This window comes from Bacillus jepli (assembly GCF_047238305.1).
GTDB lineage: Bacteria > Bacillota > Bacilli > Bacillales > Bacillaceae_L > Ferdinandcohnia.
This window is the reverse complement of sequence record NZ_JBDFMO010000001.1, coordinates 270,233-292,555: the sequence shown is the minus strand read 5'-3', so window position 1 is coordinate 292,555 and position 22,323 is coordinate 270,233. Positions and strand designations below refer to the sequence as shown.

23 protein-coding genes and 1 riboswitch are annotated in these 22,323 nt (G+C 36.7%); of the genes, 15 read left to right on the top strand and 8 right to left on the bottom strand.

The annotated features are described in order from the left end of the window. Positions 1-28 precede the first annotated feature (28 nt). Together ABC371_RS01445 and ABC371_RS01440 are read left to right on the top strand one after the other, a co-directional pair. Positions 29-424: a methyl-accepting chemotaxis protein gene (locus tag ABC371_RS01445; RefSeq protein ID WP_412899243.1), complete on the top strand. Its 396-nt coding sequence runs from the start codon at positions 29-31 to the stop codon at positions 422-424. 224 nt (positions 425-648) lie between these two features. Then, on the top strand, positions 649-2,409 hold the full coding sequence (locus ABC371_RS01440) for a putative bifunctional diguanylate cyclase/phosphodiesterase (protein ID WP_412895237.1): 1,761 nt from the start codon (positions 649-651) through the stop codon (positions 2,407-2,409). 62 nt (positions 2,410-2,471) lie between these two features. Here the strand turns inward: ABC371_RS01440 and ABC371_RS01435 are convergent, their stop codons facing one another. Next, entirely contained in the window at positions 2,472-3,362 is an 891-nt protein-coding gene (locus tag ABC371_RS01435) for a cation diffusion facilitator family transporter (protein WP_412895236.1), read from the bottom strand. A gap of 218 nt (positions 3,363-3,580) precedes the next feature. On the opposite strand from ABC371_RS01435, the gene ABC371_RS01430 reads away from it, so the two are divergent. From ABC371_RS01430 to ABC371_RS01420, 3 genes are read left to right on the top strand one after another with little or no spacing between them, the layout of a single operon-like run. Continuing rightward, positions 3,581-4,186 (top strand): class I SAM-dependent methyltransferase, encoded by a 606-nt coding sequence (locus ABC371_RS01430; RefSeq protein WP_412895235.1) that lies wholly within the window; start codon positions 3,581-3,583, stop codon positions 4,184-4,186. Beyond that, complete coding sequence (locus tag ABC371_RS01425) at positions 4,161-4,847, top strand: response regulator transcription factor (protein ID WP_412895234.1); 687 nt, start codon at positions 4,161-4,163, stop codon at positions 4,845-4,847. The genes ABC371_RS01430 and ABC371_RS01425 overlap by 26 nt, the downstream gene beginning before the upstream one ends. Next, a complete protein-coding gene (locus ABC371_RS01420; protein WP_412895233.1) occupies positions 4,844-5,923 on the top strand; it encodes a sensor histidine kinase in 1,080 nt (359 codons plus the stop codon). The genes ABC371_RS01425 and ABC371_RS01420 overlap by 4 nt, the downstream gene beginning before the upstream one ends. A gap of 100 nt (positions 5,924-6,023) precedes the next feature. Here ABC371_RS01420 and ABC371_RS01415 read toward each other — a convergent pair whose 3' ends face one another. From ABC371_RS01415 to ABC371_RS01405, 3 genes are all read right to left on the bottom strand, one after another. Next, positions 6,024-6,530, bottom strand: a complete 507-nt coding sequence (locus ABC371_RS01415) for a DUF421 domain-containing protein (protein WP_412899242.1) — start codon at positions 6,528-6,530, stop codon at positions 6,024-6,026. Between the two features lie 506 nt (positions 6,531-7,036). After that, complete coding sequence (gene feoB, locus ABC371_RS01410; RefSeq protein WP_412895232.1) at positions 7,037-9,034, bottom strand: ferrous iron transport protein B; 1,998 nt, start codon at positions 9,032-9,034, stop codon at positions 7,037-7,039. Continuing rightward, positions 9,025-9,261, bottom strand: coding sequence for a FeoA family protein (locus ABC371_RS01405; protein ID WP_412895231.1), 237 nt, complete (start codon positions 9,259-9,261; stop codon positions 9,025-9,027). Before ABC371_RS01405 ends, feoB begins: the two co-directional genes overlap by 10 nt. 557 nt (positions 9,262-9,818) lie before the next feature. Here ABC371_RS01405 and ABC371_RS01400 point away from each other — a divergent pair. Then, positions 9,819-10,295 carry a hypothetical protein gene (locus ABC371_RS01400; RefSeq protein ID WP_412895230.1) on the top strand — a complete coding sequence of 159 codons (477 nt, stop codon included), beginning with the start codon at positions 9,819-9,821 and terminating at the stop codon, positions 10,293-10,295. Beyond that, the gene (locus ABC371_RS01395; protein ID WP_412895229.1) at positions 10,292-10,789 is read left to right on the top strand and encodes a hypothetical protein; all 498 of its coding nucleotides are present in this window, start codon (positions 10,292-10,294) and stop codon (positions 10,787-10,789) included. Before ABC371_RS01400 ends, ABC371_RS01395 begins: the two co-directional genes overlap by 4 nt. Positions 10,790-10,852: 63 nt before the next feature. Here the strand turns inward: ABC371_RS01395 and yidC are convergent, their stop codons facing one another. Together yidC and ABC371_RS01385 are read right to left on the bottom strand one after the other, a co-directional pair. After that, the gene (gene yidC / locus ABC371_RS01390) at positions 10,853-11,644 is read right to left on the bottom strand and encodes a membrane protein insertase YidC (protein ID WP_412895228.1); all 792 of its coding nucleotides are present in this window, start codon (positions 11,642-11,644) and stop codon (positions 10,853-10,855) included. Positions 11,645-11,666: 22 nt separating this feature from the next. Further along, positions 11,667-11,963, bottom strand: coding sequence for a hypothetical protein (locus ABC371_RS01385; RefSeq protein WP_412895227.1), 297 nt, complete (start codon positions 11,961-11,963; stop codon positions 11,667-11,669). Positions 11,964-12,333: 370 nt separating this feature from the next. On the opposite strand from ABC371_RS01385, the gene ABC371_RS01380 reads away from it, so the two are divergent. The 5 genes from ABC371_RS01380 (at position 12,334) to ABC371_RS01360 (ending at position 17,858) form a co-directional block, all read left to right on the top strand. Beyond that, positions 12,334-13,533, top strand: coding sequence for an MFS transporter (locus tag ABC371_RS01380; RefSeq protein ID WP_412895226.1), 1,200 nt, complete (start codon positions 12,334-12,336; stop codon positions 13,531-13,533). A gap of 121 nt (positions 13,534-13,654) precedes the next feature. After that, a riboswitch (Lysine riboswitch) is annotated at positions 13,655-13,835 on the top strand. A gap of 103 nt (positions 13,836-13,938) precedes the next feature. Beyond that, on the top strand, positions 13,939-14,778 hold the full coding sequence (locus tag ABC371_RS01375; RefSeq protein WP_412895225.1) for a transporter substrate-binding domain-containing protein: 840 nt from the start codon (positions 13,939-13,941) through the stop codon (positions 14,776-14,778). 65 nt (positions 14,779-14,843) lie between these two features. Beyond that, a complete protein-coding gene (locus ABC371_RS01370; RefSeq protein ID WP_412895224.1) occupies positions 14,844-15,590 on the top strand; it encodes an amino acid ABC transporter permease in 747 nt (248 codons plus the stop codon). Positions 15,591-15,608: 18 nt separating this feature from the next. Further along, the gene (locus ABC371_RS01365; RefSeq protein ID WP_412895223.1) at positions 15,609-16,349 is read left to right on the top strand and encodes an amino acid ABC transporter ATP-binding protein; all 741 of its coding nucleotides are present in this window, start codon (positions 15,609-15,611) and stop codon (positions 16,347-16,349) included. Between the two features lie 246 nt (positions 16,350-16,595). After that, on the top strand, positions 16,596-17,858 hold the full coding sequence (locus ABC371_RS01360; RefSeq protein WP_412895222.1) for a glycosyl hydrolase family 18 protein: 1,263 nt from the start codon (positions 16,596-16,598) through the stop codon (positions 17,856-17,858). A gap of 535 nt (positions 17,859-18,393) precedes the next feature. Here the strand turns inward: ABC371_RS01360 and ABC371_RS01355 are convergent. Beyond that, positions 18,394-18,621 (bottom strand): hypothetical protein, encoded by a 228-nt coding sequence (locus tag ABC371_RS01355; protein WP_412895221.1) that lies wholly within the window; start codon positions 18,619-18,621, stop codon positions 18,394-18,396. A 93-nt stretch (positions 18,622-18,714) separates the two neighbouring features. Then, positions 18,715-19,659: an urea transporter gene (locus ABC371_RS01350; RefSeq protein WP_412895220.1), complete on the bottom strand. Its 945-nt coding sequence runs from the start codon at positions 19,657-19,659 to the stop codon at positions 18,715-18,717. Positions 19,660-19,964: 305 nt separating this feature from the next. Here ABC371_RS01350 and ABC371_RS01345 point away from each other — a divergent pair, with 305 nt between their 5' ends. The 3 genes from ABC371_RS01345 to ureC are packed head-to-tail and all read left to right on the top strand — an operon-like array spanning position 19,965 to position 22,322. Further along, on the top strand, positions 19,965-20,267 hold the full coding sequence (locus tag ABC371_RS01345; protein ID WP_010677712.1) for an urease subunit gamma: 303 nt from the start codon (positions 19,965-19,967) through the stop codon (positions 20,265-20,267). 22 nt (positions 20,268-20,289) lie between these two features. Further along, positions 20,290-20,613, top strand: a complete 324-nt coding sequence (gene ureB / locus ABC371_RS01340; protein WP_412895219.1) for an urease subunit beta — start codon at positions 20,290-20,292, stop codon at positions 20,611-20,613. Beyond that, complete coding sequence (gene ureC, locus ABC371_RS01335; protein ID WP_412895218.1) at positions 20,610-22,322, top strand: urease subunit alpha; 1,713 nt, start codon at positions 20,610-20,612, stop codon at positions 22,320-22,322. The genes ureB and ureC overlap by 4 nt, the downstream gene beginning before the upstream one ends. The last annotated feature ends 1 nt before the right edge of the window (position 22,323 follow it).

Sequence of the window (22,323 nt, the reverse complement as noted above, 5' to 3'; positions counted from 1 at the left end):
TGGAGATATTATTACAAAATTAAAAGAAATGCCTGAAGAACTAGTCGAATTGGTGGTGACTAATTCAATTGAGCAAATAGAAGCGTTACATTCGTTAAAAAGTCAAACAGAATTAATAAGAGAAGTCTCAAAATTAATACGTAATATCTCAGCGCAAACGAATATGTTGGCAATAAATGCTGCAATTGAAGCGGCACACGCTGGTGTACATGGAAGAGGATTCAAAGTAGTTGCTGATGAAGTCCGCAAATTGGCTGGTAATGTTTCAGAATCTATTAATCAAGTAAATAATAATGTAGATCACATCATTTTTGAAGTTACAAGAGTAGGTGATATAACAGAAAATTTACAAAGAAGTGTTAAGGAAACAAAAAGTAGATTCCAAAAAACAATCAGCGAATTTGAAGGTGTGGCTATTAATTAGTAAAAAGCTCATCAAAGAGGTGAACAAGAATACGCTGTTTGGCTCAGTAATACAGCGCTCTATTTTTGTTCATTTTTATTCACAAACAAAATATCTTGAATTCAAGAGTCTTTAAATTGACCTAAATTAACATTTAATGCTACTATAAAGTCATTCTAGAAGTCTCACAATTCCTTAATCCAATAGAATTAAGGTAATTGCAAACATTAAAGGAGTTTAATGAAATGGAGAACATGAATAGTACCCAAAGTTATGTAGATAAATCCATAAGCTCTGATATAGAGAAACAAAAACAAGTAGAAGAACAAAACGAAAAATATCGATTGATAGCTGAAAATACAACAGATTTAATTAGTCTCATTGAAGTAGACGGCTCATTTCAATATACGTCACCTTCATTTGAGGCTATATTAAACTATGACTTATCTACCATCACACATCTTAATTTTTTTGATTTAATCCATCCAGACGATCAGGCGATGGTTAACAAGGAAATCAGGATCTTTTGCAAGAGGAAGAAAACGGTCCGACATATTGAAATTCGTATCCGCGATAACAAAGGAGAATACATAGATATAGAGGCGAGTTTTAGTGTCATTGATAAATCATCATTTTCTAAAAATGATTTAATTCTCATTGTCATGCGTGATATTCGATTTAGAAAGATTTTTGAACAAAAAATATATCATCTGGCTTTTCATGATGCATTAACCAATCTGCCGAATCGACGTTCTTTTATGAACGAATTGAATAGGGAAATTCTCGACAGGAAAAAGTTGAACACGCCATCTAAAATGTCGGTTCTATTTATTGATCTTGACAATTTTAAATCGATTAACGATCAGTGGGGCCATGATGCAGGCGATCAAGTTTTAATCGAAGCAGCAAGAATAATAAAAGATGCAATTCGCCCAAGCGATCTAGTAGGTCGTGTAGGTGGAGATGAATTTATCGTATTGTTAAAGGATATAAAAGATGAAGAGGATTTAAAAAAATATGTAAATCAAATCATAACGAAATTTAACTCCCCGATCACGATTTCCGGGCAGGAGTATATCTTGACATGCAGTATTGGGGTTGCTACTTATCCTAATGACGGCACTGCTTCGAGAGAATTAATTAAGAATGCAGATGATGCTCTCTATAACGTCAAAAATACAGGGAAGAATCATTATTTACTCTTTAATAGTAAAATTAAAAATGAATCGTTAGAACGCAGATTGCTTGAAAATGCTTTGAGAAATGCGATAAAAGAAGAACAATTTTATTTAGAATATCAGCCCAAACTAAATATTTCTACCAATCAATTAATTGGAATGGAGGCACTGGTTCGATGGAAACATCCTGAGTTAGGTACCATTCCACCTGGAAAATTTATATCATTGGCTGAAGAAACGGGATTGATTGTGCCATTAGGAGAATGGATTTTTCGGGAAAGCTGTAGGCAAATGAAGAAATGGCAAGAAAATGGCTATCAATCATTGGTTATTTCGGTTAACGTATCCATCCGTCAGCTAGAGGATCCTCATTTTATCAAAACAGTTAAGAAGATCTTAAAAGAAACAGATTTAGACCCAAAATGGCTGGAAATTGAAGTAACTGAGAGTGTTTTTATGGATGTGAATGATGCTGCCTCCGTACTTGAGGAAATTCGCCAGTTGGGGATTCAAATTTCAATTGATGATTTTGGAACGGGATATAGTTCGCTTAGTTATCTCAAGCATCTTCCGATTGATACCTTGAAGGTTGACGCCTCATTCATTAAAGATATTCATGTGAATGAAGAAAGCAAAGCCATTGTAAAATCCGTATTAACACTGGCAACGACTTTGGGTTTAAATGTCATTGCAGAAGGAATCGAAATTCAGGAACATGTCAATGAATTAAACAAAGATGGTTTATTGTTTGGACAAGGTTTTTATTTTAGTAAACCATTGAATAGTCAGGCATTTGAGGAATATCTGTTAAGAGAAATAAATTCTTGAGAGGAACCGTAATTCCTGTCATTAAAAGTAGAAGAAGCAACGTCATTTGACGTTGCTTTTGATCAATTCATATTAAACTTGTCATCTACAACTGGCTCAACATGCACATGAACATCTTGAACGTTATGTTCCTTTATTAATGTGACCTCTACTTTTGTTGATATTTCATGTGCCTCGGTAATATCTAAATGATTCGGAACAGATATGACAACATCCACAACATTGCTATTTCCATATGTTCTTCCCTTAATATCTTTTACTTCTAGAACCCCGTATATGTTCGAAATGGTCTGTTTGTATTCGGCTAAATCCTCTATATCAAAGCCATCCGTTAAATAATGAGAAGATTCTCGGAAAATGTCCCATCCAGTTTTACAGATTAATAAACCTACTATAAATGCTGTCACTGGATCAAGCCAAGGTATACCAAGTTGGGAACCTAAAATACCGATTGCGGTACCAATACTAACCCATGCATCAGAGAGATTATCTTTAGCAGCAGCCATAACGGCATGACTTTTTACTTTTTTAGCTAGATTTTTATTATATCGAAATACCAATAACATAATAAAAGCGGAAATAAATCCAGTCCAAGCTGCTATCATATCAGGTGATTCATGGTTACCATTAAAAATAGAAGATGCTGCACCATATAAAACTTGAACCCCGACAACCATCATGATTAAAGAAGCAATTAAGGACGAAACTGTTTCGGCTTTCCAATGGCCATAAGGATGATCATCATCAGCGGGTTTTTGAGAAAACTTTAAACCAATTAAAACTGCAACTGAAGCAACGATATCAGTTGTGTTATTTAAACCATCAGCCTTTAGAGCTTCTGAATCGGCCATGTATCCTATGATTAATTTCAAAAAAGATAGCAAGATATATACAGCAATGCTTAAAATTGCACCACGTTCCCCTAATTTCAAATCTTGATACCTCTGCTCCATTTCTCTTCCTCCAAAAATTAACATTGAATCTTATTGTAACAAAGGGGTTTCGTGTTAGTCTATGGCAACGTTTTTGTGAAATAGCAACAATATAACTGGTTAGGAAAGAGTTTTTCCCAAAAGAAAAACTTAAGAATTCTTAAGGATTTTTGCTCCTATTTCTTAAGGTTTGAATTTTAAAGTTGGACTATAAATTCAACCCATTGGAGTGATGAAGTATGAAAAACCTGCTTTTCTTATTTCAATATATAGGTAATCCAAAGACGGTAGGAGCAATTAGCCCTAGCTCAAGGTTTCTAGGCGATAGGATGGTCGAAGGAATCAATTTTCAGAAGGCGAAATACATCATTGAGTATGGACCGGGTACTGGTGTATTCACTGAAAAATTGCTAAAGAAACGTAATCCTGAGGTAATCGTTTTGTTAGTAGAAAGCAATAAAGAATTTTATGTGGAGTTGAAAGAAAAATTTAATGGGGAGAGAAATCTTTTTATTGTAAATGGTTCAGCTGAAAATATTGAGCAATACATTCAGGATCACGGCATTCCCTATGCCGATTACGTTATTTCAGGTCTCCCTTTTGCAAGTTTACCAAAACAGGTTTCAAGGAATATTTTAAAAAATACCAGAAGGATTTTAAAAAAGGATGGACAATTTATTACTTTCCAATACACTAAATTTAAAAAGGCATTTATTGAACAATTTTTCCAAGAGATAAGTGTTAAAAGAGAATATAGGAATTTCCCGCCAGCTTATGTTTTTAGTTGTGCCATGTCAGAGAAAAGTGTGGAGGATATCCATGGAGTCGAGAATTCTTATTGTTGATGATGATAAAGAGATTAGGAATTTGATATCGATTTATTTAGAAAATATAGGTATGCAAGCACAAAAAGCTGAAGATGCCATTGAGGCTTTAAAACTGCTGGAAGACAATGACTTTGATCTCATTATTTTAGATATGATGATGCCGAAAATGGATGGAATTGAAGCATGCCTGAAAATTAGGGAAGAACGTAATATGCCAATTATTATGGTTTCAGCAAGGTCAGAAGATATGGATAAAATTCAAGGTCTGCTTGCTGGTGCTGATGATTATTTGTCTAAGCCATTCAATCCTATAGAATTGACAGCCCGGGTAAAGTCTCAATTAAGGAGATTTAAAAAATATAACAGCCATACGGACAACAATAAAAGCATCATCGAAATTGGCGATTTAATCATCAACACAGAGACACGCCAGGTATGGGTAGGGAAAAAGGAGGTAAGGCTAACTCCAAAAGAATTCGATATACTTGAAATTCTTTCCCGTAACAAAGGAATTGTCCTAAGTGTAGAAAAAATTTATGAGGCGGTTTGGAAAGAGAGTTTTTATAAGTCGGATAATACAGTTATGGTGCATATCACAAAAATTAGAGACAAAATCGAAGAGGATCCAAAACGACCTATTTACATAAAGACAGTATGGGGAGTAGGGTATAAAATATGAAAGGCATTGGGATAAGAAATAGACTTATTGTTAAGCTCCTTGTTGCAGTTGCCATTAGTTTATTTGTTTCGATTGCTTTGATTCTCCTCTCGATCCATTTTATCTTGAATCCTTACGTTACAACATACCCCACAGGATTCAGCACAATAAAATATAATGTAATGACTTTCTTAGTGTTTTCAATAGCAATCCTTACCTTTATTCTCGTTTTCTTAATAATGGTAAGGAAAAAAATAATCTATTTGAGGCTCATCTCAGAGAGCGTTAATCATATTGCTAGTGGAAAACTTGGTTTAACGATTGGGATTGAAGGTAATGATGAATTGACTCAACTTGCTAAGAATATTAATGAGATGTCTCGTGAATTAGAAAATAAATTTGACCATGAAAGACAGGTAGAAGCTGCAAAAAATGAACTGATTACCAATGTTTCTCATGATTTGCGAACACCTTTGACGTCTATATTGGGGTATATCGATTTGCTAAAAAGAGGTCAATATAAAAGCAATCAATTAGAAGAATACATTGAGACCATTCATTCAAAAACAAGAAGACTTAAATACCTGATTGATGAGTTGTTCGAATATACCCGTTTATCAAGCCCAGATGTTAGGTTGAATCTTACGGAGATTGATTTAGCTAGATTACTGGAGCAAGTAATAGGGGAATACATCCCAGTTTTTGAAAATGAACAAATGAAGGTTCGAATATCAATACCGGAAGCGGAGATCCAGATTTCGATGGATGTAGAAAAAATGGTTCGTGTTTATGAAAATCTATTTATGAATGCAATAAAATATAGTGAAAAGCCATCAGAATTAAAAATTAGTCTTGAAAAAAAGGATAGAATAGCAGTATTAAAGGTATCAAACAGAGTGGAAAAACCTCCCGTAAATGATATAAATAAATTATTTGAACGATTTTACAGAGGAGACAAATCAAGAAAAGATAATCAAGGAACAGGGCTTGGACTTGCTATCTCAAAAAGAACGGTTGAACTTCATAATGGGTCCATTTATGCAGAGTATAGGGATGGATGGATCACTTTTATTATTGAGCATTCCATACTTAGATAAAAAGAGGAGAGTGAAGAGGTTATTTGCCTCTTCGACGTGTAAGACATACAAAGGCGATACTTTAAACTTGTTGAGTATCGCCGCGCCGCTATTTATTTCATTACTGTAAATATTTTGGATGATCTTGAGGTTTATTACTACTAATTTCTTCAAAAATATTATCCTTTTGTGTTGATTGATTTTGTTCCTGTTTTTGAAGGGATGGAAAATACGAATCTAAAAGTTTTTTAAATTCGCCAACTGTTAATGGTTTAGCATCTTCCTTTAATTCATAACCAAGAAGTCCATTAGGTTCAATGGTTGCCGTTTTGATGTTGTTAAGAGTAGATATTCCCTGATTACGAAACCGCATTTCCAATTGGTCAACCGTGAGACGTAACTTTTTCAAATTCTTGATATTCAAAGAACCATTCTCAATCACGATTTTAGATTTACCCGTAATGAACTTTTCTACAATATTAAATTTCAATTCGAGATATTCAATAATGAGAATAGTTGCCACAAAGATGCCTGCGCCAGTAAGTGCCTTGGTTACACTTTTTTGTACCATAGGCTGTACGATAATCGTCCCGATTGAAATCATCACAATGGTTTGAGCAAGAGTCATTTGCGATATCGATTTTCTTCCTGCAATTCTTAACAAAAGAATACCACCTAAAATTAATACAAATGATTTCCAAATAAACGATAGTTCCACGAATGAACCTCCTTCTACACACCGCATTTCTCTTAAATTTCCCATATTATGTCCACTTTATTTAGTAAATAAAAAACACTCCAATAGGAGTATTGGAGCGCAAAAGGTGGCGGAAGGAAGTAAAACTAAATATCCACGATGAGAGACGATATTTCAACATCTATATACTGGGTCCCATCGGGAAGATGCGGATTTACAACGATAAGGAAATTCAAATATTAAATTTTATTTAAATGCATTTAGAGAAAAGTATTGCAGCCTCCATTATTTGACGAACAACTTTTTTTAAATTCACAGGTTGCACACTTGCTTTTTTTGCTGTTTTGAATATGGCGATACATCATAATACTCGCATATCCAAATATGAGCACTCCAATGACCCAACTTACAATCATATTAAAACCCCTTTCTAAAATTTAACCAACCAATGCTGACCCAATTTGAAAAGTAACAAAAGAAAGGATATAAGCAATAATTAAAGCATAAGCAATACTAAACAACGTCAATTTTTTCGACCCGGTTTCCTTAGAAATTACCGCTACAGTAGCTAAACACGGAACGTAGATTAAGACAAAGACCATGAAACTATACGCAGAAACTGGTGTAAAGGCTTGAAGTAAAACATATTGCAATCCTGATTCAGGAACGGCATAAATAATTCCGATTGATGCCACTACGACTTCTTTTGCTAAAAAACCTGTTAATAACGCTGCTCCTGCTTGCCATGTCCCAAAGCCTAATGGGGAAAGTATTGGTGCAAATATCCCCCCGATCATTGCAAGAAAACTCTCATCCATTGGTACATCCAGGCCGTGTGGACCGACATAAGATAATGCCCAAATAAATACAGATCCAGCAAAAATAAATGTGCCAGCTTTGCGAACAAAACCTTTTCCTTTATCCCAAGTACTTCTCCATAATGATGTCCATTGTGGGAAGCGGTAAGGAGGAAGTTCAATAATAAAGAACGATTGCTCATTTTTAAACACAGTTTTAGAAAATAATTTTGCTAATAAAAGCGCAAGTACAATTCCTAATACATACAAAGATAAAACAATTAACGCTTGAAAATGAGCGAAAAAAGCACCGACAAATAAGGCATACACAGGCAATCTCGCTGAACAAGACATTAATGGTGTTAATAAAATAGTCAACAATCTTTCCTTCGGTTGCTCGACTGTACGTGCAGCCATTATCCCAGGTACATTACACCCAAATCCGATAATCATAGGAATGAATGCTTTTCCATTAAGACCCATACTTTGCATAATTCTATCCATTACTGTTGCGACACGCGCCATATATCCTGAATCTTCTAATAAAGAAATAAAGAAAAATAGAATAAAAATTTGTGGAACAAATACTAATACTCCACCAACTCCGCTAATAATTCCATTAAGGATTAAGGCTCGAATAAAATCGCTCGCTCCCACAGCATTGAGACCAGTTTCTACCCAACTGGTTAATGGTCCAGAGAAAAAGCCATCTAAAAGATCTGAAATAGGTAAGCCAAGCCAGTTAAACGTTAACATAAACATCAAGTACATTAAGCTAAGAAATATTGGAATACCTAATATTCTATTGGTAACCACTTGGTCAATTTTTTCAGATGAATTTTTTTTACTTTGCTCTTTATACTCTATAGAATGATCTAATATGTCTTGGATATAACGATCTCTCACGCAATAAATTTCTTGATGAAGTGAATGTTGATTTTGTTCCAATAATTTAGTATTTGCTGATTGAACAATTTGGCTTAATTGTTTCACATTACCCCATTGGGATAGAAATTCTTCTACACGAGAATTTCCTTCTAAATATTGAATAGCTAACCAACGTTTTTCATGTTGTGTATCTGGGATCATTCCTTCTATTTTTTTGACAGCATCTTCAATAACGGATCCGTAGTTAATAATAAGTGGTTTTATTTTCTGATTATTTTTAGAAGATGTGAGTTCATTTGATAAAAAATTCACACCCATTCCTGTGCGGGCAATAATCGGTATAACTGGTAAGCCCAATTGCTTAGAGATCTTATGTTCATCAATGATCATTCCCCGTTTTTTTGCTACATCGATCATATTAAGCCCTACAACAATAGGCTTACCATATTCTAATAACTGAACAGTTAATTGAAGGTTTCTTTTTAATTGTGATGCATCGACAATATTAAGAATTTCTTCAAAAGGTTCCTTTAAAAGAAACTGAGTCACAACTGTTTCATCTTTTGAGATAGGGTTTAATGTGTAAACACCAGGGAGATCAATAAGAGACCCTTTACCGTCTCGTAAGGTTCCTACTTTTTTTTCAACGGTTACCCCACTCCAGTTCCCCACATATTCGTATGAACCTGTTAATGAGTTAAATAATGATGTTTTTCCAGTGTTTGGATTTCCAAATAATGCTATTTGCATACTAATTCTACCTGTATACAATTAGCATCATTTTTACGTAAGCTCACACATTGCCCGTGACAATCAATCATACATGGTCCACCAAAAGGAAGTTTATTTCTCAAACAAATCTCAGCATTTTCAGAGATTCCTAAATGATTGAGACGTTTTTTAATAAACTCCTGAACATGGCTCAAGTTAATTATTTTTGCGGATTCGCCAACTTTCAATTCATTTAGATACATCATGTATTCTCCTTCGATCATGATAATGATAATCGTTATCATCATTGTTGATTCTATTTTACAATGAAAATCATTATCGGTAAAGGGGATTTTTAATTGTACAAAAGGTTCACAGTTATTTAAAATAATGGCCCTTTAGTAGATAACTATGCGCCTATTTTCGATCTATCTATTAAACTATCTAAATCTCTAAAAGCCTTCATAAAAGTGTCTTGAAAAACATCCTGAGATAGATTGAGAAACGGGATTGGTGAAATTGGGTATATTTTACTTATGCATTATCCGTCCTAAACTTAAGTTTGAACACTATTTTTGAAATATTAGATGAAAAACAGGCCATACCCTCTATAAAAAATTGAAAGTATATGGATATTTATAACCTCGAAACAATCTGTGAAACATGTAATTGTCACTTTGAGTTGGATAATTCAAATTACATTAATTATCACTATGTTGGGAACCATACTCACAAACCACCTTTATGAAAAATCATGAAGATTCAGTTTGTGATAATTAATGTATTGTGTTTTAGCTATAAAACCTGGTTGGAGGTATTTGTTATGTCATTAACACTTACTTTTTGTTTGACCATGTTATTGGTGAACGCTTTTTTTTCGACAAAGAAGCAAATGAGCTTTCTTGAACAGATATTTATATTCTTTATTTTGGTGTTTATCTATACCAGTTTAGTATCGATTATTTGCGTAAACCTAGAATTATGGGAAGTTAGTAATAAGCTGCAGGATCTTATTGCATTTCGTCTAAACGCTGTAATAAATGTTCCGCTAGTAATCTTATGGCTAATCGACTTGTGGCAGGGAACAAAACATAATATCTATAAAGGTGGATTCCTTTTAGTGTGTTTTTTTACTCTCTTGTACATAGGTGACTATATATTAAGACGTTATGGTGTATATCAATTTGATGATTGGAATCATGTGATGTTAGGCATGATGTGGGGGAGTATATTTTTCTTTACTTTACTTGCTCAACAAGGATTCAGGTTGTTACTTCATAAGGAAGGAATTGTATCATGAATTTACTTCCGTTACCTATTGAATTTAGCAAAAATGAATGGTTTGTCATCATATCTCTATTAGCTTCTTATTCGGTATTCTTTTTACCAAGAAGAAAATTCCCTTTGAGTATGATTATCTTAATTCTTTTATTCTCTGCGACAATTGCAAGAATTGCTGACCATATATTAGCTGGACCGCCACTGGATTTATATGATCTGATGGATAGTGGCAGATTTGAGATGTTTGATATTTTTTCCTATCTTCTATACGGTCCATTTGCTTATATTTTCCTTTATTTATATGAAAAATTTAAAATAAAGCATATCTACACCTTTTTATATATAGTTGCGTTTTCACTATTTAGTGTGGTATATGAATGGATTACTGTCGTGTTTGGTGTTTTCACGTTCAAGGAATGGAAGTCTATTTATTCGTTTCCAGTGTATTTATTTGTTACGTCCTTAACTATTTTGTATTATCGTTTTCTCAGGTTCCTTTTTAAGATTCACTGATCTATAAAACAAGAAAGGACCAGCCCCTAAGTTGCTACTAAGGGAACTGGTCCTATTTTATTTTTAAATTTGTTTATTTTCTAGGACTTTTCCTACCTTTTCGTTACGATAAAGTCGACGACCAATCAGTGTTTGGAGTGTCAAGAAGATTCCGCCTACTGCCCAATAAAGTGGTAGTGCAGCTGGAGCTCTATATGAAATGACAACAATCATAATCGGTGACAACAACCCCATAAATTTCATTTGTTGTTGTTGACTTTGTGACATGTTTAACTGCGAGATTCTAAATTGAATGTAATAAATAACCCCAGCAATAATTGTTAACATTAAATCAGGCTGCCCTAGACTAAACCATAAGAAAGTGTGTTGCGAGATTTCGGCCGAACTACGAATTGCATAATATAGTCCGGTTAAGATAGGCATTTGAATAAGTAGTGGCAAACACCCCATATTAAGTGGGTTAATTCCATGTTGTCGATAAAGACCCATCATTTCCCGTTGTAGGTCTTGTTTCTTTTTCGGATCGGTTTCAGCTGAGATTTTCTTCTGAATCTTTTCCATTTCAGGCTTTACTAAATCCATCTTTTCTTTCATAACGGATTGATTCTTATACTGCTTTAACATAGATGGCATCATAACCAACCGTATGCATATGGTTACAACAATAATCGCAATTCCGTAACTACCATCAAATGTATTTGCGATAAAATTTATGAAATGTGTGATAGGGTCCACTAGAAATTTATTAAAAAAACCTTCATTATTGTCACTTGAATTTATTCCGCATCCAGATAGTAGTGCAGTCAGTACGGATAAAAGAATGATCAGTTTGGTGTAAAAACGAGACTTTTTCATGTTTCCTCCTTAAAAGTTAGATTTAACTGTTAAGATAAACGGAAACAAAACCTTCAGAATCATCACTTGTATATATTTTATTTCGAATCGATTTTGTGATTCTTCTTGTGATAAAGTACTGAATTAAAAGACTTCGAATGCCATCAAACTTCTTACATTCACTAATTTTCGTGTCTGAAAAATTGGATAAGGGTGAACTAAAACCAATCTGAACCCTTTGTGTAGAAAGTAAAAGTAACATTAATCCAATACAGACACTTACGTTAAGTGCCATTTGCGTATAAACTTCCGGATCTAATAAAAGAAAATCTATCATCAAAGGATTCTCACCCCCCAATTTCGTTTGTGAATACTTTTACTATACATGAATTGTGACCGTCTCACAAAACAAAATTATGGAAGTAAAGAATTTATATCCAATCCATTTTCCTTTGCTGCGCATAATCTTAATAATTGCGTACAAGTTATGTATTAGTATCCCTTGAAAATTCTTGGATATGAATTTCCGAATGTGGCGGAACATGACTGTTTGAAAAAAGGCCAATCATTATTGTCGAATTATTAATTTTCCAGAAAAAAAATAGAGTTCATACCAAATCCAGAGAAGAAAAAAATCCCTTGTCATTTTAAATGATGGCGATTATAGTAAAATGGTAATGACAACTGTCAAGACACTAGGAGGAAAAATCATGACAGAAAAAACAATCTCAAAGAGGAGGCTCCTTGGTATTGCAGGGCTCGGCTGGATGTTTGATGCAATGGATGTCGGGATGCTTTCCTTTATTATTGCAGCACTGCACAAAGATTGGGGGTTGACACCGGATCAGATGGGTTGGATCGGAAGTGTGAACTCAATCGGGATGGCTGTCGGTGCTCTTCTTTTCGGATTATGGGCAGATAGGATAGGAAGGAAGAATATATTTATCATCACCTTAGTATTGTTTTCACTTGCGAGTGGATTTTCCGCATTAACAACGTCCCTCTTTTTATTTTTAGTACTTCGCTTTTTTGTTGGGATGGGGCTTGGTGGAGAATTACCCGTTGCTTCAACTCTCGTTTCAGAGAGTGTAGAAGCGAAAGAGCGTGGGCGAGTAGTGGTTCTACTTGAAAGCTTTTGGGCATTTGGTTGGCTCGTTGCAGCACTTATTTCATATTTTGTTATTCCGTCATATGGCTGGCGAATTGCCCTTATTATTAGTGCGGTACCTGCTCTTTATGCGATTTATTTACGACTAAATCTTCCGGACTCTCCAGCGTTTTCACCAAAGAAAGTGGAGAAACGTACGGTTTTCCAAAACGTCCGAGATGTGTGGTCGAAGAAATATGCACGGTCCACATTCGTACTTTGGATGGTATGGTTTACAGTTGTATTTTCATATTATGGTATGTTCCTTTGGTTACCAAGCGTTATGGTAATGAAAGGATTTAGTATGATTCAAAGCTTCGAATATGTATTAATTATGACCCTTGCTCAGCTACCGGGTTATTTTACAGCTGCCTGGCTGATTGAACGGGTGGGCAGAAAGTTTGTACTTGTTACTTATTTGCTAGGAACCGCAGGATCCGCCCTTGTTTTCGGGCAGGCAGAAACGACTGCAGTTCTCATTGTTTCAGGTATCTTTTTATCCTTCTTTAACCTCGGTGCATGGGGGGCTTTATATGCGTACACGCCAGAACAATACCCGGCTGTTATTCGTGGGACAGGTGCTGGTATGGCCGCAGCGATTGGGCGTGTAGGTGGAATTCTTGGACCACTCCTCGTAGGCTCACTCGTTTCTGCAGGTCAATCCATTAGTCTCATTTTTACGCTGTTTTGCATAAGTATTGTGATTGGTGTGATTATACTTGCCTTTTTTGGGAAAGAAACAAAGCAGATTGAATTAACCTAAAAAAAGAGTCATCAAAAGACAATTGACGTAGTTTGCTAGATATTTTAAAAATTTATGGTTGACGGAATTATAGATATTATTGTAGTATAAAAAAACAATCGAATAAGGCCTCACTTTTTCTTAGTGAGGTAGAGGCGCGATATTTAACAGTCCTTAGTGGAGTTTGAGAAGCAGTGATGCTAAGGAGAAGGAAATGTCGCCGAAGTGTGTAATATTCTCACTATTACATGCTGGGTCTGTAGTTAAGAGCTGCAGGACTGTCTCAATAAACCCTCCGTTTATTGAGTTGTGCTATCTCATTTGGGATAAAAGAGAGGACTTTAGGGAAACGATACAGCGACCTGGGTATATCTCAGGTCGTTTTTTTGTGTCGAAATTTTTAAAAAAAATAGGGGGAAATACATCATGAGAAACAAACTATCATTATTCGTCGTTTTATTAGTTACAACCACTCTTTTATTAGCAGGGTGTGGGACAAGCAGTAGTTCTAATTCTGGATCATCTTCAGAGGATCATACATTTAAGGTCGGTCTTGAAGCCGGATATGCGCCATTTAACTGGACTCAAAACGATGATTCTAACGGTGCAGTTAAAATTGAAGGGTCTCAAGAATATGCGGGCGGTTATGATGTAGAAATCGCGAAAAAAGTGGCTGAAGGATTAGGAAAAGAATTAGTGATTGTTAAAACAGAATGGGATGGCCTTGTACCGGCTCTAACATCAGGGAAAATTGATGCGATTATCGCTGGTATGTCACCGACAGCAGAACGTAAAGAAGCAATTGACTTTTCGGACAATTACTATACTTCAAATCTAGTCATGGTTGTGAAGAAAGGCAGCAAGTATGAAAATGCAACCTCTATTCAAGATTTCAAGGGAGCAAAGGTTACAGCTCAATTAAATACATTCCACTATACAGTGATCGATCAAATTGAAGGTGTGGAAAAGAAAACAGCAATGGACAACTTCCCAGCAATGAGAGTGGCGCTTGAATCAGGAATGATTGATGGATACGTTTCAGAACGACCAGAAGGTGTTAGTGCTTCATCTGCAAATGAGAACTTTGTAATGGTAGAGTTTGAAGATGGATTTAAAACATCACCAGATGATACAGCAATCGCTGTTGGACTTCAAAAGGGCAGTGACTTAACAGATAAAATCAATGAAACGTTAGCAGGTATCTCTGAAGAAGAACGTACAAGCATTATGGATTCAGCGATTAAAAATCAACCAGCAGCACAATAAAAAAATACTAGAAACCGGCTGTACCACAACTACAGTCGGTTTTAAAAAGTAAAGGAGGAAGAAAGATGAGTTTTGAGTGGGTCATACGAATTATCACCGAAAACTGGCCAATGTTCCTTCGTGGTGCGGGTGTAACACTATTAATTGCTCTTATTGGGACAATCTTTGGGGCAGTGATTGGATTATTAGCAGGAGTGATCCGAACTATTCCGATGCCTGAACGTGGAGTGAACAAGCTATTTTTAAAAGTCATTAATGCCATCCTCTCCATCTATATTGAATTCTTCCGTGGAACACCGATGATTGTACAAGCGATGGTTATTTATTATGGTTCTGCGTTAGCATTTGGTATAGATATGAATGTTTTTGTTGCAGCGATAATTGTTGTATCGATCAATACAGGCGCCTATATGGCTGAGTATGTTCGTGGTGGGATTGTATCGATTGATAAGGGACAGTTTGAAGCCGCACATGCAATTGGAATGAATCATTTCCAAACGATGTGGAACGTTGTATTACCACAGGTTATTCGTAATATTCTCCCTGCAACAGGTAATCAATTTGTGATAAATATTAAAGATACATCGGTTCTGAATGTGATTTCCGTTACAGAATTATATTTCGTAACAAAATCAATTTCAGGGAATAATTTTAGATATTTTGAATCGTTTTTCGTAGCATGTATGATTTATTTTGTGATGACGTTTATTGTCACTAGAATACTACTATACTTTGAAAAAAAATTAGATGGCTCTGATACCTATACGATGATTGGGAACGATCGACCAGTACAAGTCAATCAACAACAATAGGAAGAAGGAGGAGAGAAAATGGAAAAAATTATTGATATTCAACATTTAAGCAAATCCTTTGGCACTCATGAAGTATTAAAAGATATTGATTTCTCGGTGAATAAAGGAGAAGTTGTCTCCATCATCGGTTCCTCCGGCTCTGGTAAATCAACTCTTCTTCGTTGTATTAATCTATTAGAAAGACCTAGCGGCGGGCAAATTATCTATCAAGGTGAAAATATATTGGATAACAATCATGATGTCGCTACCTATCGGAGACATTTAGGAATGGTTTTCCAACAATTTAACTTATTTAATAATCATAATGTCCTTAGCAATTGTGTGGTAGGACAAGTAAAAGTATTGAAACGCTCCAAGGAAGAGGCCGAGAGAGTTGCGATGAAATACTTAAAGGTTGTGGGCATGGATCAATATATTAACGCCAAGCCGAAGCAATTATCCGGTGGGCAAAAGCAACGCGTGGCAATTGCAAGGGCACTTTCGATGGAACCAGATGTCATGTTGTTTGATGAACCGACATCAGCTCTTGATCCAGAAATGGTAGGAGAGGTTTTGAAAGTAATGAAGGAACTCGCTGAATCTGGTCTAACAATGTTAATCGTAACGCACGAAATGGAATTTGCAAAAGAAGTATCGGATCGAGTCGTATTTATGGATAAGGGGGTTATTGCAGAAGAAGGAAGACCAGAACACATCTTCAATAACCCAACACAAGAGCGTACGAGGGAATTCTTAAAACGTACTCTAGTTCATGCGTAGTTGAACGATTTTATGATTTTTTAAATAACTCTCCATTTCATTTTTATTTTACCTATCATGAAAATTAAAGGGCGATCGTAATCTGAAATAGATAGCGGTTGGTCTTTTTTTATTGTTGGATGAATTTTTGAAAAATAAACTTTACAGTGTTGTCCGTATAAAAGTCTTTCATATAATAATGGAACAAATATTTTTATATTGATTTGATCTGAAATCAATATAATCCTGGTGCTGTGGAGGGATAAAATGTTTTATCATGAGGTTCAAGCTGGTGATTCCTTATTTTCGATTAGTAATCGCTACGGAATATCGATGGATCAAGTTCGACTGGTGAATGGTTTAAATGAAACAAATATTGTTCCAGGTCAGGCCTTACTCATTCCTTTATATACTTATATTGTTCAACCTGGTGATACTTTTACAAAGATTGCTAGAAAATCTTTCTTATCCTTAGATCAACTAATAAAAGCAAATCCAAACGTCGCTCCAGCTACATTGCAACCAGGAATGAGATTAACTATTCCGCATATTTCAGGTTATCCTGCATCCACACTTAGCTTTTACGTTGTAAGAACCCCAGAATTGGACAGAGCTTTAATTCGTGATTTTGCCCCTTATACGACATCTTTATCTATTTTTGACTACCATATTGCAGCCAATGGGGATATCGCTAACACCTTAAATGATTTGACTGCTATTCAGACGGCCTGGACTTATCGGGTAAGACCGCTTGCAACGATTACCAATCTGGTACCTGAAGGCTTTAGTTCTGAACTAGTTCATCAAGTATTAAATAATCCTACTGCAAGAACAAATCTAGTAAATAATATTACTTATTTAGTAACCAATAGAGGCTATGGTGGGATTACAATCGATTTTGAACGAGTATTAGCTGAAGATCGAGATCTGTTTACAGGTTTTTTACGGGAATTGAGTGATCGGTTAAGGCCATTAGGGCGTACTCTGACCATTGCTGTTCCTGCAAAAACAAGTGAAGACATTCCCTGGCTTAGGGGTTACGATTTTGGGGGAATAGGGTCCGTAGTCGACTACATGTTTATCATGGCTTATGATTTTCACCATGCCGGAAGTGAACCAGGACCTGTTGCTCCAATTACAGATGTACGAAGAACGATTGAATTTGCCATAAGATATGTCCCCCATAGAAAAATTATTATAGGCATGCCTTTATATGGGTATGATTGGATTATTCCTCATAATCCGGGTAGGGTTGCTCCAGCTATTTCAAATGAACGAGCTATGGAAACAGCCATGAGGTTTCAATCACCGATCCAATATTCAACTGAATATGAGTCTCCTTTTTTTTATTATACTGATCAAACGGGATTAAGACATGAAGTATGGTTTGAAGACGTAAGAAGCATGGGAGCTAAAATGTTACTTATTCATGAATATGGATTGCAAGGTCTTGGTGCATGGCAATTAACGCTTGGATTTTCTCCAGGAACATGGCTTTTGACAAAGTTTTTTACAATACGAAAGGTATAGGATTATTGTAGGTAGTATATGAAAGATATTAAGGATTACTTATTTTTGCGTCCACAAATTGGGCGTTTTAATTTTGAATTATATAAAAAATAGTTGTATAAACAAAAAGGATTGGGCATTTGTCTGGTTTTCTTATATGACCAAATTTTGATGAAGGACATTTCGACGAAGAAATCATGCGGAAAAGTCCTTCATCGAAGTTATGAAGGACATTCCGCCGAAGAAATCATGCTCGAAGTTATGAAGGACATTCCGATGAAGAAAACGTGCGGAAAAGTCCTTCATCGAAGTTATGAAGGACATTCCGCCGAAGAAATCATGCGGAAAAGTCCTACATCGAAGCAATGAAGGACATTCCGCCGAAGAAATCATGCGGAAAAGTCCTTCATCGAAGTTATGAAGGACATTCCGCCGAAGAAATCACGCGGAAAAGTCCTTCATCGAGGTTATGAAGGACATCCCGATGAAGAAATCATGCGGAAAAGTCCTTCATGAAGGACTTTCTGAGCAAAAAACCAAAGATTCAGCTACTTTTTTATTGTTGTTGCTGCTCCAAGTGTTGCGAAATCTTCTCGTGGACTTGGGCTTCAATCGCATCTACATGATCTTCCTCGAATGTGTTTTTAGGATGTGGATGAAACCAATGAATCTCGCCTTCGTGTAAAAGTCCTTGGTAGTCTGATCCATCAACAGTAATTGTGAATTGATGACGCTCGTGCACCTGATCGTCAAACATTGGTCGTACTTCTAAATCTTTAAACATAATGAATTCCTCCTAAGTAGTAATTTCTTTCAAGTTTTCCCTAATCGGGGTGGTGTATGCCTACTATTTACGTAGTAATTGAGTAATTTCATTTTATAGGTTCGGCATAACTCTTCTAGCACCCAGGAAAAGCCATGTGCTAAGAACGAAAGGCATGGTCAAGGCCGGAAGTCCGAATGGCTGAAGTAATGTTGTTATACTGGCTACTAACGGAATAGTTACACAAGTAGCGATTATGCTGGAGATAAACGCAAAACGGTTTTGATTCGTCTTAAATACGACAGCCACAGCTAAGGAGGTTAGTATTGCATTGTATCCATAAAGCCCCAATTCAATTGGATCATATTCTCCCCCAAGGAAAAACGATGTCAATAAAGCCACCACGTTTCCTAAAACAGCATAAAGGCCAAGCTTCCATCCAGCAAAAAAAACCGCGGCAAAAAACAGAATACCTGATAGAGTGCTACTTATGAAGAAAATTTGTCCAATTCCGTGAACAGCCGCATCTAACCACACTACATTTTCAGGTGGTTCCAATTTCCAATAAGAAATATCCTGAGGGACAAAGTTTGAGGTTATGTGAAAAGCCTCTAACCGATAAGAAGCCATCAATGTAAACCATGTCAGGATGATAAAGGGAAAAGTAAGAACTGGGATCCCCGTATTCTTCATTACATGAATCATGGCGGCTGTAAATACTGCTGTAACGGCAGCGCCAAGGAGGGCGATTATCCAGTCGTAAGGTCCTGTCAGGAATAAGGTTAGCGCTATTCCTGTCAATACGGAATTGTAACCCAACAGCCCCTGATTAATCGTTTGTTCCTCTACACCTCCTATCCTCCCCATAATATTGGCAATCAAGGCTGATAAAATGGTGATGATTCCTAAAGTATAGGAAAAGATCGTTATAGCTATGAGTATGATAAATCCCGAAAGAGCATTTTCAATGAGCATAACTTGAGAAATGCTTTTTAGAGCGGCCATCAGAAAAGAAAATAATCTTCCTTCTGCCCAAGGCTTATGATTGGTGTTTTGCACGAAAATCCTTCCTTCCAAAAATTATTGGAAAACGATCTCATAACAGAAACTGCTACTTCACTGCGGCGATTCTATTCTTTCCACGTTTCCACCTCGTTAGTATCCCTTGTAATCAAGGATTAAATAAAAAGAAATTTGATTGTTCGTTTAGATGAGAGCAAATCTTTAATAAGCCAAGTGGGTTGTCGATATTTTTTTATATTATTTATAACAAATAGCTTGTTTAAATAAGGGAAAAACTGGAGAACATACATAAAGATTTAAATAGCTTTAGGAAAATAAAGTATGAAAATAGGAGGATGACCATGCAATTATCACCACGTGAGATAGACAAGCTCATGATCGTTGTTGCGGCCGACCTAGCTAGGCGCCGGAGAGAAAGAGGTTTGAAATTAAATTATCCGGAAGCGGTTGCACTGCTCACCCATGAAGTGTTAGAGGGTGCACGTGATGGAAAAACAGTTGCAGAATTGATGGAATATGGAGCCACGATTTTGACAAGTGATGATGTGATGGAAGGAATCCCGGAGATGCTTGATGATATCCAGGTAGAAGCCACATTTCCAGATGGAACAAAGCTTGTAACAGTTCATAGTCCGATTAAATAAAAAGTGACAGGAGGCTATTTACATGCAGCCAGGCCAATTATTTCTAAAAGAAGAAGACATCGTTTGCAATGCCGGAAGGAAAGCATCCAAATTGACTGTGACAAATACAGGAGACCGTCCTGTTCAGGTGGGGTCCCATTTTCACTTTTATGAAGTCAATGAAGCACTTCAATTTGATAAAGATCAAGCATACGGAAAGCGCCTAAACATCCCAGCTGGAGCTGCTGTGCGTTTTGAACCAGGGGATGAAAAGGAAATTGAACTAATTGATTTTGCTGGAGAACGCCGTGTTTATGGTTTTAATAATAAAGTAGACGGTTCACTAGAAAAGGGGGGTAACCAATGAGTTTCAAGATGACAAGAAAGCAATATGCACAAATGTATGGACCGACTACAGGTGATTCTATTCGTTTAGCAGATACTGATATACTGATTCAAATTGAGAAGGATCATACCACCTATGGAGAAGAAGTGGTATTCGGTGGAGGGAAGGTAATTCGTGATGGAATGGGGCAACATCCACTAGTAACACGTGGTGATGGAATTGCCGATTTGGTCATTACAAACGCTGTTATTTTAGACTATACCGGCATCTACAAAGCGGATATTGGAATTCGTGATGGGAAAATTGCTGGCATAGGTAAAGCTGGAAACCCGTTAATTATGGACAATGTGGATATTGTGATCGGGGCAGGAACAGAAATCATTGCTGGTGAAGGCATGATTGTAACAGCAGGTGGAATCGATACCCACGTTCATTTTATCAATCCGACACAAATTCGAACAGCATTAGCTTCAGGACTTACAACATTGATTGGGGGCGGAACTGGCCCTGCTGCAGGGTCAAAAGCGACAACTGTAACTCCTGGTGTATGGCATATGCACAAAATGCTCCAAGCAGCGGAAGGATTGCCAATTAACGTTGGATTCACTTCAAAAGGCCAAGCGACTGCAGAGGAGCCGCTGGCAGAACAGGTGCGTGCTGGTGCTATAGGTCTGAAAGTTCATGAAGACTGGGGAGCAACCCCTTCTGCCCTAGATTATGCATTAAGGGTTGCTGAAAAATATGATGTACAGGTCGCTCTTCATGCCGATACGTTGAATGAAGGCGGCTTTATGGAAAATACGATGGCAGCGATTAAAGACCGTGTCCTTCATATGTACCATACAGAAGGAGCAGGGGGCGGACATGCGCCGGATCTTATTAAATCAGCCAGCTATATGAACATTCTTCCATCTTCAACAAATCCGACCATGCCTTATACAATAAACACAGTGGATGAGCATTTGGACATGCTAATGGTTTGTCACCACTTAAATCCTTCTATTCCAGAGGATCTTGCATTTGCCGATTCACGTATTAGACGTGAAACCATTGCTGCAGAGGATATTCTCCAAGATATGGGTGTATTTAGTATGACTAGCTCGGATGCACAAGCGATGGGGCGGATAGCCGAGGTTATTTTGCGGACATGGCAAGTGGCTGACAAAATGAAAAAGCAAAGGGGAATTTTAGAGGGCGACACTGAGCTTTCTGATAATAATCGTGCAAAGCGTTATGTTGCTAAATATACGATTAACCCTGCGATCACCCATGGAATTTCCGAGTATGTTGGATCCATCGAAGTTGGGAAAATTGCTGACCTTGTGATTTGGAATCCAGCCTTCTTCGGGGTGAAACCAGAAATGATCCTGAAAAATGGATTTGTTGTCGAGGGCTTGATGGGCGATGCGAACGCGTCTATCCCGACACCGCAGCCTGTTATTTATCGTCCAATGTATGCGCAATACGGAAAAGCGTTATCCAGCTCATCCATTACGTTCATTTCCCAAGCTGCTTTTGATGAGAAAGTGCATGAAAAGCTTGGGTTGCAAAAAATGATTCTTCCGGTTCGCGGTATTCGGAAACTGACGAAGAAAGACATGAAGTTGAATTCCGAAACTCCAGAAATAACGGTTGATCCGCAAACGTATGAAGTGAAAGTAAACGGTGAATTAATTACATGCGAGCCGGTTGACCAGGTACCAATGGGACAACGATATTTCCTATTCTGAG